The 13,007-nt window shown below is 43.6% G+C and carries 12 protein-coding genes, 12 tRNA genes and 1 rRNA gene; 2 read left to right on the top strand and 23 right to left on the bottom strand.

The features are described from left to right. From AT864_RS11210 to AT864_RS11145, 14 genes are all read right to left on the bottom strand, one after another. A 16S ribosomal RNA gene (locus tag AT864_RS11210) occupies nt 1-108 on the bottom strand; the annotation flags it as partial. Nucleotides 109-207: 99 nt separating this feature from the next. Beyond that, nucleotides 208-281: transfer RNA gene (locus AT864_RS11205), tRNA-Gly, on the bottom strand. A gap of 14 nt (nt 282-295) precedes the next feature. Then, nucleotides 296-372: transfer RNA gene (locus tag AT864_RS11200), tRNA-Pro, on the bottom strand. A gap of 2 nt (nt 373-374) precedes the next feature. Further along, a tRNA-Arg gene (locus AT864_RS11195) sits at nt 375-451 on the bottom strand. Nucleotides 452-508: 57 nt separating this feature from the next. Further along, nucleotides 509-591, bottom strand: a tRNA-Leu gene (locus AT864_RS11190). Between the two features lie 13 nt (nt 592-604). Beyond that, a tRNA-Leu gene (locus AT864_RS11185) sits at nt 605-689 on the bottom strand. A 6-nt stretch (nt 690-695) separates the two neighbouring features. Next, nucleotides 696-768, bottom strand: a tRNA-Lys gene (locus tag AT864_RS11180). 22 nt (nt 769-790) lie between these two features. Next, nucleotides 791-865: transfer RNA gene (locus AT864_RS11175), tRNA-Gln, on the bottom strand. A 24-nt stretch (nt 866-889) separates the two neighbouring features. Further along, nucleotides 890-965 (bottom strand) — tRNA-Asp (locus AT864_RS11170). 22 nt (nt 966-987) lie between these two features. Next, nucleotides 988-1,060, bottom strand: a tRNA-Val gene (locus AT864_RS11165). 68 nt (nt 1,061-1,128) lie between these two features. Beyond that, nucleotides 1,129-1,200 (bottom strand) — tRNA-Glu (locus AT864_RS11160). Nucleotides 1,201-1,217: 17 nt separating this feature from the next. Then, a tRNA-Ser gene (locus tag AT864_RS11155) sits at nt 1,218-1,310 on the bottom strand. Nucleotides 1,311-1,312: 2 nt separating this feature from the next. Further along, a tRNA-Asn gene (locus AT864_RS11150) sits at nt 1,313-1,387 on the bottom strand. A 138-nt stretch (nt 1,388-1,525) separates the two neighbouring features. Continuing rightward, nucleotides 1,526-2,002, bottom strand: coding sequence for a SprT family protein (locus tag AT864_RS11145; RefSeq protein WP_066149001.1), 477 nt, complete (start codon nt 2,000-2,002; stop codon nt 1,526-1,528). Nucleotides 2,003-2,085: 83 nt separating this feature from the next. On the opposite strand from AT864_RS11145, the gene cmpA reads away from it, so the two are divergent. Further along, complete coding sequence (gene cmpA / locus AT864_RS17930; protein WP_139788175.1) at nt 2,086-2,211, top strand: cortex morphogenetic protein CmpA; 126 nt, start codon at nt 2,086-2,088, stop codon at nt 2,209-2,211. 251 nt (nt 2,212-2,462) lie between these two features. Here cmpA and AT864_RS11140 read toward each other — a convergent pair whose 3' ends face one another. The 6 genes from AT864_RS11140 to acpS all read right to left on the bottom strand — a co-directional run bounded on the left by AT864_RS11140 (nt 2,463) and on the right by acpS (nt 8,372). Then, a complete protein-coding gene (locus tag AT864_RS11140) occupies nt 2,463-4,628 on the bottom strand; it encodes a Tex family protein (protein ID WP_066149000.1) in 2,166 nt (721 codons plus the stop codon). Between the two features lie 128 nt (nt 4,629-4,756). Further along, nucleotides 4,757-5,107, bottom strand: coding sequence for a type II toxin-antitoxin system endoribonuclease NdoA (ndoA, locus tag AT864_RS11135; protein ID WP_003253417.1), 351 nt, complete (start codon nt 5,105-5,107; stop codon nt 4,757-4,759). 4 nt (nt 5,108-5,111) lie between these two features. Next, a complete protein-coding gene (locus AT864_RS11130; protein ID WP_044741999.1) occupies nt 5,112-5,393 on the bottom strand; it encodes a CopG family ribbon-helix-helix protein in 282 nt (93 codons plus the stop codon). Between the two features lie 138 nt (nt 5,394-5,531). Beyond that, the gene (gene alr / locus AT864_RS11125) at nt 5,532-6,701 is read right to left on the bottom strand and encodes an alanine racemase (protein ID WP_066148999.1); all 1,170 of its coding nucleotides are present in this window, start codon (nt 6,699-6,701) and stop codon (nt 5,532-5,534) included. A 204-nt stretch (nt 6,702-6,905) separates the two neighbouring features. Beyond that, nucleotides 6,906-7,919: an outer membrane lipoprotein carrier protein LolA gene (locus AT864_RS11120; RefSeq protein ID WP_044742001.1), complete on the bottom strand. Its 1,014-nt coding sequence runs from the start codon at nt 7,917-7,919 to the stop codon at nt 6,906-6,908. A 90-nt stretch (nt 7,920-8,009) separates the two neighbouring features. Continuing rightward, nucleotides 8,010-8,372, bottom strand: a complete 363-nt coding sequence (gene acpS, locus AT864_RS11115; RefSeq protein WP_044742002.1) for a holo-ACP synthase — start codon at nt 8,370-8,372, stop codon at nt 8,010-8,012. Between the two features lie 297 nt (nt 8,373-8,669). Here acpS and AT864_RS11110 point away from each other — a divergent pair, with 297 nt between their 5' ends. Continuing rightward, complete coding sequence (locus AT864_RS11110) at nt 8,670-9,272, top strand: rhomboid family intramembrane serine protease (RefSeq protein WP_066148998.1); 603 nt, start codon at nt 8,670-8,672, stop codon at nt 9,270-9,272. A gap of 54 nt (nt 9,273-9,326) precedes the next feature. Here AT864_RS11110 and AT864_RS11105 read toward each other — a convergent pair whose 3' ends face one another. The 3 genes from AT864_RS11105 to murF form a co-directional block, all read right to left on the bottom strand. Beyond that, nucleotides 9,327-10,742, bottom strand: a complete 1,416-nt coding sequence (locus AT864_RS11105) for a DEAD/DEAH box helicase (RefSeq protein WP_066148997.1) — start codon at nt 10,740-10,742, stop codon at nt 9,327-9,329. Nucleotides 10,743-10,868: 126 nt separating this feature from the next. After that, nucleotides 10,869-11,561, bottom strand: a complete 693-nt coding sequence (locus AT864_RS11100; protein ID WP_066148996.1) for a carboxylesterase — start codon at nt 11,559-11,561, stop codon at nt 10,869-10,871. A 61-nt stretch (nt 11,562-11,622) separates the two neighbouring features. Beyond that, complete coding sequence (murF, locus tag AT864_RS11095) at nt 11,623-13,002, bottom strand: UDP-N-acetylmuramoyl-tripeptide--D-alanyl-D-alanine ligase (RefSeq protein WP_066148995.1); 1,380 nt, start codon at nt 13,000-13,002, stop codon at nt 11,623-11,625. Nucleotides 13,003-13,007 lie beyond the last annotated feature (5 nt).

The raw sequence follows: 13,007 nt of genomic DNA, 5'->3' as shown, positions 1-13,007 counted from the left end.
GTCCGCCGCTAACCAAACAGAAGCAAGCTTCTATTCGGTCCGCTCGACTTGCATGTATTAGGCACGCCGCCAGCGTTCGTCCTGAGCCAGGATCAAACTCTCCAAAAGAAAGTTGATTGGCTATTATCTTATTTCGGTTGACTAACTATACCGAAATTTTTCGTTAACGCTTCGTTTTGTTCAGTTTTCAAAGAACATTATTTGGAATGGAGCGGGTGATGGGAATCGAACCCACGACATCAGCTTGGAAGGCTGAGGTTTTACCACTAAACTACACCCGCATATTCGATTCAGATGGTCGGGAAGACAGGATTCGAACCTGCGACCCCATGGTCCCAAACCATGTGCTCTACCAAGCTGAGCTACTTCCCGCATGGCGCGCTCGAGAGGATTCGAACCCCTAACCTTCTGATCCGTAGTCAGATGCTCTATCCAATTGAGCTACGAGCGCAAAATATAGCTTTTTAATTATACCAAATTATCTTTTTAAAATCAAGCATGATTTTTATGCGGCCGAGAGGACTTGAACCTCCACGGGGTTGCCCCCACTAGGCCCTCAACCTAGCGCGTCTGCCATTCCGCCACGACCGCGCAAAACTTTATATGGTGCGGGTGGAGGGACTTGAACCCCCACGCCGTGAGGCGCCAGATCCTAAGTCTGGTGCGTCTGCCAATTCCGCCACACCCGCAAAAAGTGAGCCATGGAGGACTCGAACCTCCGACCCTCTGATTAAAAGTCAGATGCTCTACCTGCTGAGCTAATGGCTCATATGTAAATCTATAAACCAAATGGCTGGGCTAGCTGGATTCGAACCAGCGCATCACGGAGTCAAAGTCCGTTGCCTTACCGCTTGGCTATAGCCCATCAATTACTAATAACTTTCAGTCATGGCGGTCCCGACGGGACTCGAACCCGCGATCTCCTGCGTGACAGGCAGGCATGTTAACCACTACACTACGGGACCTTAATTTATTCGTCGACCAAAATGGAGGATGACGGGATCGAACCGCCGACCCCTTGCTTGTAAGGCAAGCGCTCTCCCAGCTGAACTAATCCTCCTAAAGCGAGCAAAAAGGGAGGTGATGTCTTTAAACAATCCCCATCGCCTCCCGACATATAATAAACGATGACCCGTACGGGATTCGAACCCGTGTTACCGCCGTGAAAGGGCGGTGTCTTAACCACTTGACCAACGGGCCAGCACCATATATCAAAGTGGCGGAGAAGGCGGGATTTGAACCCGCGCGCCGCAAAAACGCGACCTAACGGTTTAGCAAACCGTCCCCTTCAGCCACTTGGGTACTTCTCCAATGGCTCCGCAAGTAGGATTCGAACCTACGACCTACCGGTTAACAGCCGGTTGCTCTACCGCTGAGCTATTGCGGAATAAACATAGCGCATCTCATGTAACGTCTTTTATTATAGCGATGGTTTTCTCTATTGTCAATGACTTTTTCGGATTCGTTTAGCTTCATCGCTTATCAGCGACGGCTTTTATAATTTAACATACAAATATTATAGATGTCAACACCATTTTTCCAAAATATTTTCGATCATTTTTAATCGGCCGGTACATTTTCCGCAAACATATCGTTGCAGGTTCATTCTTTTTTTTCTCTGATATGTCAAGCCACATTGCAAGCAAGCATACATATAAAACTTCCGCTGTGCTTGATGCTTTTGATGAGGCAGATGCCGACAATAGCGGGGCGCTCCTACTTGAAGAAGCAATTCTCGAAAGTCTCGATCCCGATGCCGGTATCCTTTTCCCTCTAAATGAAGATGATAATGGCATAATTCATGCTTAATAATCAAAATGAGCTCTTCTTCACCAAACGCTTCATAATATTTAGGATTCAGCTCAATATTGTGGGAATGCAATAAATATCGGCCGCCTGTCGTTCGTAAGCGCGGGTTAAACAAAGCTTGATGCTGAAATGGTTTGTTAAAACATTGCAAAGATATATTTTCAACCAGCTTCTGTAATTCATTTTGCTCCATTTTCTTTTCACCTTCTTTAGCACAGGACGACTTCTTAATACATAGATTATATACTACCTTTTTTCAAAATGGAGGTATTTCCTATGCCGACATGGTTAAAAAATCAAATGCGCCGAGCTTATTATGAGAAAAATCGCTATCAAATAAAATTATTAAACCAGTGCTGGTTTTTCTACCAAAAGAAAGAGGCTATTTCAAAAAAGCGTTAATACCACTTATTGATAAACTGGAGATGGTAACATTTGTATCAATATAGAGCTTATTTTGAACGGTGTCCAGACAACGCCGCTTCCCAGAACTATCAACGGAACTGAAAGCGGCGTTGTTCAGACTTCGTCAAGCGGATGCATGACGAAAAGCTAAATATATGGACTGGCTTTCTAATGGTGGAGTTCTCCCCCGTTGGAAGCTGGATTTCAAGCTTCCCTTATTTTGCGACAAAAACATAATGAAAGCTTTTCTATTGCTCCAATGGAAGCATCGATAACGAAATCCTCCCTTTGGAAACATCGACACTTTCCACCCAAACCTTGACCACTTCACCTACCGCCACTACGTCAAGCGGATGCTTTACATATCGCTTGCTTAGCTTAGAAATATGGACAAGCCCGTCTTGCTTTACTCCAATATCAACGAATGCCCCAAAATCGACAACATTGCGGACGGTTCCCTCCAGCTCCATTCCTTTTTGCAGATCTTCCATTTTTAAAATATCTTTTCGCAGTAACGGCTTAGGCAATTCATCACGTGGATCTCGCTCAGGACGGATTAAGGCATCGACAATATCCTTTAGTGTAAGCTCTCCGATACCAAGTGTTTCTGCTGTTTCCTTTATCGGAATGGACTGTAAAGCCCGGCGAAGAGCATCACTGCCGATATCATCTGCCGTAAATCCAATTCCTTGAAGCAATTTTTTTACCTCAGCATATCGTTCAGGATGAATAGGCGTTCTGTCTAATGGCTCATTCCCATCTACGATTCGCAGAAAACCGATACACTGCTCATACGTTTTGGCGCCAAGCCGTGGAATCGTTTTTAGCTCATTGCGGTTTTTGAACTTACCTTGTTCTTCTCTTCTTTTGACAATATTCTCAGAAACAGACTTAGATAGGCCTGATACATATTGCAAAAGAGAAACAGAAGCGGTATTGACATTTACTCCAACTTGGTTAACAACAGTCTCTACCACAAAGCGCAACGATTCTTCTAGTTTTTTTTGCGAAACATCGTGCTGATATTGGCCGACTCCGACCGATTTTGGGTCAATCTTTACAAGTTCGGCAAGAGGATCCTGAACACGCCGGGCAATGGAAACCGCGCTTCTTTCCTCTACTTGCAAATCAGGAAATTCTCTCCGCGCTAAATCCGAAGCAGAGTATACGCTTGCTCCTGCTTCATTAACAATTAAATAAAAAATCTCTTGTGGGAGCTGTTTCAACGTATCAGCTACAAATTGTTCTGTTTCCCTCGAGGCCGTCCCATTTCCAACCGCAACCATTTGTACACCATATTCCTGAATAATACGCAACATTTTTTCACGTGCTTCATCCATTTTCGATTGTGGAGGATGAGGATAGATCACATCAATCTTTAATAGCTTACCTGTTTCATCTACCACGGCCAGCTTGCAACCTGTCCGATAGGCAGGATCCACTCCCAGTACTATTTTTCCTTTTAATGGAGGTTGAAGCAAAAGATTGCGCAAATTTTCTGCGAAAATGTGGATGGCTCTTTCCTCCGCTCGCTCTGTGAGTTCATTTCGTATATCCCGTTCAATGGACGGTTCAATCAAACGTTTATATCCATCTTCGATCGCTTCAATTATATAAAAAGCTGCTTTAGACTGTGCATTCACTATTGTTTGGGCTTTCATATACTCTATAATATCCGCAACAGGCGCCTGAATAGAAATGCGAAGCACATTTTCTTTTTCACCGCGATTTAACGCTAAAATTCGATGAGGAACAATTTTATGTACCGGTTCTTCGTACTGATAATACATTTCGTATACATTTTTTTCATCTTTCTCGACCTCTTTTGCAGTCGATACAATGATACCTTTGTTCCAAGTCTGTGTACGAATCCATTGGCGAATAGCAGCGTTATCAGAAATCTGTTCAGCGATAATATCCTTTGCTCCTTGAAGTGCGTCATCCACTGTGTACACTTCTTTTTCAGGATCCATGAATGCTGCTGCTTTTTCTTCTGGAAGCGGGCTCATGGGGCATGTAAACAGCCATTCTGCTAGAGGTTCAAGACCTTTTTCCTTTGCGATGGTCGCTTTCGTTCTTCTTTTTTGTCTGTACGGCCGGTACAAATCTTCTACTTCTTGCAGCTTTACCGCTTTTTGAATCGCGCCTTTAAGCTCTTCTGTTAATTTTCCTTGCTCATCAATCAGGCGCAACACTTCTTCCTTCCGCTTTTCAAGGTTTTGCAGGTAGCTCCATTTCTCGAGCACTTCGCGAATTTGCACCTCGTCTAACGCACCTGTCATTTCTTTTCGATAGCGAGCAATAAACGGAACCGTATTGCCTTCCTCTGAAAGAGAAATCACATTGCGCACCTGCTGAACAGATAAGCGCAGCTCTTCAGCAATGATTCCGATAAGCGTTTCTGTAGTCACCAAAGTTCCTAACCCCCAACTATGTAATAATGGTCATTTTACCAAAAAATAAAAATAGCTACAAATGATGCAGCTATTTTCTACGGATTCTCCATATTCGAGCTATTTAGATAGACAGACCGTATTCCCCTTTAAAAATCAATGAGCCCTAGACTGATTTGGAGCGCCTCATCTACTTTATCCATCATTTCGTCATCTAAGTGCGTAATCTTGTCCGTGAGCCTTTGTTTGTCAATCGTACGAATTTGCTCTAAAAGAATGACGGAATCTCGTTCAAATCCATACCGTTTCGCATCAATTTCCACGTGGGTGGGCAATTTGGCTTTCTGGATCTGCGCTGTTATAGCTGCCACAATAACTGTTGGACTAAACCGATTTCCGATGTCGTTTTGAATAACTAATACCGGACGCACGCCTCCTTGCTCCGAACCAACTACCGGGGAAAGGTCCGCGAAATAAACGTCGCCACGCTTAACAATCAAAGCATTACCCCCCGCTAACTAAACGTTCAACGGTATGGTCGGCTTCATATTCCGCAAGAAACGCTTCCGATGCAATCGACAAGTTGATTTTCGCCATTTCCATGTAACCGCGTCTCATCGCCTCGCGAATGTGCCGCTTTTTTCGTTCACGAATGTACATTTTAGTCGCTTGGTAAATGAGGTCGTTTCGATTACCGTTTTCTTGCTTGACAAGACCATCTAACTCAGTCAACAATGCTTGGGGTAAGCGAACGACGATTTCTGTTGTTGCGCTCGATTCAGACATGAACATACACCTCCAGGAAACTATAGCCAAATAGTCCGCTCCCATTTATAATACTTACTCCCACTTTATAATATCATTAAACAAGGGAGATGCAAAGCCAAATTCGGTTTTCTCTGGCGATGACAGAGAAATTTTTATTTATGAGCAGCCGTTGCCATCTAAAACAACATTTCTCACTTCCATTATACTCTTCTTTTTTAAAAAAATACGGGGAACGCGATAACTTATTGTACAAGGGATCTCGTAGCTGATCGTTCCTACATACTTGGCCACATCATCTATTGTTACCTGAGCAGCTTCTTGCTTGCCGATCAATGTGACTTTCGTGCCAACCGGTACTTGTTCCGGCAGACGAATCATCATTTGATCCATGCAAATCCGCCCTACAATCGGCACCGTTCTTCCATTTACGAGCACATGGAAGTTTTGCAATTTTCTGATCCATCCGTCTGCATATCCAATCGGCACCGTTCCAATCCATTCTTCCTCTTCCGCTGTATAGGTGGCGCCGTAGCTCACTTTTTCCCCTGGGCGCAAGCATTTTACATGAACAATGCGGCTATGGAGCGAAAACGCTTCCTTTAATGAAAAAGGCAAGAGCGGCTTCATGTCTATCGAAGGAGACAAACCATACATCGCAATCCCGAAACGAACCATATTGAATACTTTATCAGGGAAGCGCAAGCTTGTCGCGCTGTTTCCACAATGGACCCGCTTTGGCAAATAAGGGAGCCATTCAAGCATGCGTAAAAATTTCTCGTATTGAAATGAAAAGTATTGTGTATCTAATTCATCGGCAGTGGCAAAATGGGTGTATACTCCTTCTAATAAAAAAAACGGATGCTCTTCAATCATCGCAACAATTTGTTTTGTTTCTTCTTCCTCTTTCACGCCAATTCTGCCCATTCCGGTATCCATTTTTAAATGGAAAGAAACCGGCTGTTTCTCTGTAAACAAATTTTTGGCTTTTTCCAGCCATTCTTTCTGAAATACGGTGAGCGTAATTTGTTCGCGAGCGGCTAAGTTAATGTCTTCAGGGCGAACCGCGCCTAATACAAGGATCGGGGCGCCCACTCCTTTTTTTCGCAGCGCAAGCGCTTCATCTAAAAAAGCTACGGCCAAATACGAAGCCCCCGCTTCCAACGCGGTTCTGGCCACTTGGACATCGCCATGCCCATACGCATTCGCTTTCACAACAGCCATAATTTCTGTCTGCTCTCCTAAAAAGGCGCGCAATGACGTAACGTTATGGAAAATAGCATCCAAATCGACTTCCGCCCAAGTGTCTCTATGAAACGAATGTATCATCGTGTAGTCCACTTCCTCTATTTCCAGTTATATAAAAAATTATTGTCTTTTATTTTTATGATGTCAACTAAAGATATTTTTAACCATGGGGTCAGATAAAATCGACTGACTTTGTTGGCCTTGTAATCTAGCAAAACACCGCATGATGGAACAAAAATAATAAAAAAACAGGCTCTCTTGAATTTTTGAGCCTGTGCATTTTTTCTATTTCGCTTCTTTTCCTTGGACAGACTGAGCAATCATCACCATTTCGTCCTTTGTTAAGTCTTCGGAAGCGATCATAAATTCAATTCCTTTATATGTCCATGTGAGTGAATGATCTGTGAGTGCCCCGATAGCAAATCCTAAGTCCACTGGCTCACCATTGACAAGTGCGGATGAACCGAATGTCGGTAAGGCTTGAGCTGCCTCTTGGATAAGAGTAAATGATTTTTTGCCGCCAAACGTCATAATCACCCGTTTTCCGTCCTTCGTTGCGATTTCCTTTTCGTCGATTTGTTCAACACCTGTCGGCATGTTAATCGGGTACATTACTTCCGCAGCTTCATTTTCCCCTTTGGCCATCGTCGGTACTTCTAAACGTGCTCCTGTCATATTTTTCGTTGTATCAAATGCGTTTTTGTCAAATTTCTTATTAAATTCAATTTTGGAAAATTGTACAGTAAGCAATGCTTTCATATCCGTATCCATCACTTTGACTGACACAGGAGCTAAGTCCTTTTTGTTTAAAGTAATTTCTTGCTTCGGAATCACTTGACTGTTTGGATAATTCGTTTTCGTTTCAAACACATAGTGATCGCCTTTCGCTTTAAAGCTTGCTTTTTTGTCGCTTAAAATATCCTTCACTAACGATTCATACAAATAGGCTTGGCTTGTGTTTTTCGGCCAATCGCTTTGGAAGCGAAAGCTTTTGTTCAACGCTGGAGTAATCACAAAAACCCCTTCGTCGTTGCGTAAAATCATCTGATTTTGGTTTTTCTCGTCATTTTTTAAACTCACGCGGTAATAATGTGGTTGCTTATACCAAATTTCTACATCATACACTTGCGGCTCCGCTCCCGTCTTGAGCGTTAACTTGGCTGTGGCTTGGTAGCTGGAGACTTCGTCCATTTTTTCATCAAGCGCTTTAACAACATCTTCTTGTGATTTCGCACCGCATCCTGCTAGCCCCAAAAGCAGAACAATGCCAAGCAATGCGCTAACCAAATGTTTCCTCATTTTTTCAACCCCTTTGTCTCATATCAACATTAGGAGCATGACTCCTTTTTGCATTACCAATATATGAGACCATACGGGCAAATATGCAGACTAGCATGACAAGCGCTCGATAATTACTTGGGCCACTGCATAATCACGACTATGGGAAATGGAGACATGGATATAGTGCCCTTCCAGTGTCACAACGGCTTCTGGCTTGCCCTTTTCATTATTAATAAAAGCCACATCTTGGAACGAAACGTTTTTTCCAATCCCTGTTCCCATCGCTTTTGCATATGCTTCCTTTGCGGCAAATCTTCCGGCCAAAAACTCGACTTTTCGTTCGTTTGACAACGAATCAAAAATCGCTTTCTCTTTTTTCGTTAAAATACGCTGCACAAATTTTTCATTTTGCTCTATTAGCTTTTGAATTCGATCCAGCTCGACAATATCAATCCCGATTCCTGCAATCATTTTCTTCTATCCTTTCTGTTCCATACATACATTTTTAATAAACAACCATTCGAATATTCCTGATCCATATAGCTTAAAGATTAAACGAATCCGCTTTAGAAAGGAAGGGGCTGGATTTTTCAAGTCTGTTATTGGACTGCATCATACGAGCGCGTAAATCTTATCTATAACATGACTTCCATGCAAACGTTATTTATTTTTTATATTCATCGTTGCATCAACCATGATCAGCATATTTGGTTTTTCAATCGATCGTCGCTACGTTTAAACCAACAGCTTAAAAAGAGGGGCGGTTTTATGTTTGTTCGCACGGAAAATCCATCTACATTTTTCCGGCTTTACCCAATCGTTTCATTCCTTGTTCTCATCCACATCGTTTTCTTTCTGATTTTTTTAATTCCTGGCTCTTTCTCTAACAATTTGTTAAAGGCACTTATTGGCTTCAATCTCGTTATTTTTAAAGGGGAATACTGGCGGCTCATAACCCCTCTTTTCTTACACGTTCACCTTGTACACATGCTGGTGAACTCCGTCTCGCTGATCCTATTTGGACCTGCCTTGGAAAAAATTCTTGGCAAATGGAGATTTTTCTTAGCTTACATCGGCGGCGGAATATTGGCCAATATCGCCACTCTCTTCCTTGCACCTCCCATGTACACTCACCTTGGGGCTTCAGGAGCCGTTTTTAGTCTATTTGGCATTTACAGCTACCTTGCTTTTTTTCATCAACACATTATTCAAAGACCGCACGCTCATATCATTTTCGCTATATTGCTGATTGGGTTTGTCGTCACGCTGACAGGAGCCAACCTAAACATTATTGCGCATTTTTTCGGATTTCTAAGCGGAGCCATCATCGCCCCTTTCATCGCTTCTCATCCCAACCCCTATCATCCTTAGCACAACTTCCGGGCTTACGGGAACAAAAAAACGATGCCTTTCGCATCGTTTTTTTTATCGCGCCACGCGCCGCTTTTTCGATTGCGGGCTTCGCGCAGCCCCTTTTGGCTGTCCGCCTTTGCGATTGATCCGCTTTTTCTCTTTTTTGGCTGGCAGCGGCGGCTCTTCCGTCAGCATTACCGGTGTTGTATCTGGCTCCTTTGTCAACATTTTGATACAAGCGGCTACAAGAGAAACGGAATCATGCTCTTCTAAAAGCTCCTCGGCAGCTCGCTTGTAAAACGATAAATTCTCGCTTTCCACAACAGCCAAGAGCTTCTCAATTGCAATTCGCTGCTGCCCTTCTAGCGCTTCGTCGAGCGTCGGCGGCCGCATCCGTTCCATTTTGCGTTTTGTTGTTTTTTCAATATTGTGCAGCTGTCCTGTTTCGCGAGGCGTCACAAATGTCATGGCCATTCCTGTTTTTCCGGCACGGCCTGTACGGCCGATGCGATGAACATAGCTTTCTGGATCCTGCGGAATGTCAAAGTTATACACGTGTGTAACGCCGGAAATATCTAGCCCGCGTGCTGCTACATCAGTCGCTACTAAAATTTCAATTGCTCCTTCTTTAAATTTGCGCAGCACGGACAGCCGCTTCGCTTGGCTTAAATCTCCATGGATTCCTTCAGCAGCATAACCGCGCAAATTCAACGCTTCGGCCAGCTCATCCACTCGCCGTTTCGTACGGCCAAATACAATCGCCAGCTCCGGCGCTTGAATATCCAGCAGCCTTGTTAAAATATCAAATTTTCTTTTTTCTTGAACTTCTAGATAGTATTGCTCAATATTGGGAACCGTCATTTCTTTAGCTTTAACTTTGACAAGCTGCGGATTGTCCATGAAGCGCTCCGCAATGCGGCGAATAGGCTCAGGCATCGTTGCTGAAAAAAGAAGCGTCTGCCTTTTCGTCGGCACATGGCTTAAAATCGCTTCAATATCATCAACAAATCCCATGTTCAGCATTTCATCTGCTTCATCTAACACAACGGTATGCACATGATCTAAACGAATCGTTTTGCGATTGATATGATCGATGATTCTTCCTGGTGTTCCAACAATAATATGCGGGCGTTTCTTCAATGCGCGAATTTGTCGTTCGATATCCTGCCCTCCATAAATTGGAAGAATACGGGCACGTTTGACCGCTCCAATTTTATAGAGCTCTTCAGATACTTGAATGGCAAGCTCGCGAGTCGGAGCAACAACAAGCCCTTGAATCACGTCCGTTTTTGGATTTATTTTTTCAATTAACGGAATACCGAACGCGGCCGTTTTTCCTGTCCCGGTTTGTGCCTGCCCAATCACATCTTTATTTTGCAGGCTTAATGGAATGGTCTCTGCTTGAATCGGAGTGGTTTCTTCAAACCCCATTCGACTTATGGCTCTCATTAATTCATTACTTAATCCTAACTCTTGAAATGTTGTCAATTCTATTCATTCTCCTTTTACTTCCTTAAACTATTCAAAACCGTTCTTTCCAAGGGAAAGATGGGCCTTGGACATTATGGAATTTATCATACCATTTCTATACCTCTTGTGCAATAAATACCATTTTCAAAGATCTTCCTGTAAAAAATGCACGACCGCTTCAAACAGCGCATGGCGATCAGGTTCGTAACAAACTTGATGACGCGATGAAGGCAAAAATAATAATTTCTTTTTCGTGGATCCTACCATTGTATATACATACTGAGCGCTTTTTACGGGCACAATCTCATCTAGGCTTCCTTGGACAATCAAGATTGGAACGCGTATATCGGCAAGCTGCGGGCGAACTTTGCTGACTAATTTGCGAAACTCCATCGCCGCAGTTAGCGGTGTTGCAACGATTTTCTTTTTATAACGGACAAATACCGGATGTTCTTGCAATTGCCGCTGTAAACCAGCATGAATCATTCCACTGATCTCCTGAAGCATCTGCTTAGGATTGATATAATAAAAAGCAGGGCTTAGCAGGACAACTTTGCCCACTGGATATTTCGCTGCTAAATAAGCAGCAATTACCCCTCCCATTGAAAAGCCGACCAGATAAACGATCTCACACTTTTTCATTACACGCTGCAAATCTGCTTCTGCGGCCGCAAGCCATTGGTCGTACATTATTCCTTTTAGCTGAAGCGTTTCACCATGCCCAGGCAAGATCGTTAATTCGACAAGCCAATTGGTCTGTTCTTGCACATAACGAGCAAGCGGCTCAACCTCATAGGGTCCTCCCGTAAAGCCGTGAATACACAAGCAGCCAATCAACCGCCATCACCCCCAACAAAAAGAAAGGGGGAGGCATACGCATTTCGTATCCTCCAACACCTTACGCTTGTAAGTCACGGATGATATCTTCTAATCTCATTCCTCTTGACGCTTTAAACAAAATGAGATCGCGGGCCGAAACAATGGAACGCAGATCCCTGGCCAACGCTTGCTTATCGTCATACGCTTGAACACGGCCGCTTGGAAACGAGTGTTGAGCGGCGAGCGCAATATGTCCAGCGCGCTTGCCATACGTCAATACGTAATCAAGCTTTTCAGACTGAAGCATCCGGCCAATTTGTTGATGAAACTCAATTTCTTGATCACCAAGCTCCAGCATATCGCCTAACACGGCGATTTTTTTCTCATATCCCGTCAATTCGAACAGCAGCTCTAATGCTGCTTTCATAGAAGTTGGGCTAGCGTTATACGCATCATTAATCATCGTAGCCCCATTGACGGCTTTGATGATTTCCATACGCATTTTTGTCATTTGCAGCTCAGCCAAACTCGCTTGAATGGCTTCCCAGCTGACATGAAACAGACGCGCCACCGAAATCGCCGCCAGCGCATTATATACGTGGTGACGCCCTAAAATTGGAAGGAATAAACGATAATCTGGTGCCTGATTCACGGTAAATGAGGTGCCGTTCACCTCCAATGAAATGTCGGTTGGATAGTAGTCATTCGCTATTTTTTGTCCAAATGTGACCATACGCAAAGGCCGCTTTATATTTTTCACTCTTGTTTGCAGAAGCGGCTCATCTCCGTAATAGACAAACACACCATCAGACTGTAAACCAGAAACGATTTCCAGTTTTGCGCGAGCAATGCCGTCACGTGAGCCTAGCTCTTGTAAATGAGATTCTCCGATATTTGTAATAATGGCCACACTAGGCTCAGAGATCTTGGACAAAAGCTCAATCTCGCCAAAATTGCTCATGCCCATTTCGACAACCGCTATTTCGGTATCTTCTTTTAAACGAAGAAGCGTCAGTGGCACTCCGATATGATTGTTAAGATTTCCTTCTGTTTTTTGCACTTTATAGGTCGAAGCCAATAGACCATAGACCATATCCTTTGTTGTTGTCTTTCCATTGCTGCCTGTGATACCGACTACTTTTACAGCCAGTTGTTTCCGGTAACGGTTGGCCAGCTGCTGCAAGGCTTGCAATGTGTCATCGACAAAAATAAGCGGAACATTGGTCGGCGGATTCGCTTCATTTTTTTCCCAAAGCGCTGCGCTTGCTCCTTTCGCAAACGCGTCTGCTACAAAAGCATGGCCGTTAAAATTCGCACCTTTCAGTGGAATATATAAATTTCCCGGCTGAATCGTTCTCGTATCTGTCGAAACACCTTTGATCGCTGTATCATAAAAAGACTCGGCAAGGCCGTTTCCATCTACCATTTCTTCAACAGCGCGCAATGTGCGAACAATCATTGTAA

The organism is Anoxybacillus sp. P3H1B (assembly GCF_001560855.1).
Taxonomy (GTDB): domain Bacteria; phylum Bacillota; class Bacilli; order Bacillales; family Anoxybacillaceae; genus Anoxybacteroides; species Anoxybacteroides rupiense.
The sequence above is the reverse complement of the archived record's forward strand: the minus strand, read 5'-3'. Positions and strand labels throughout refer to the sequence as shown.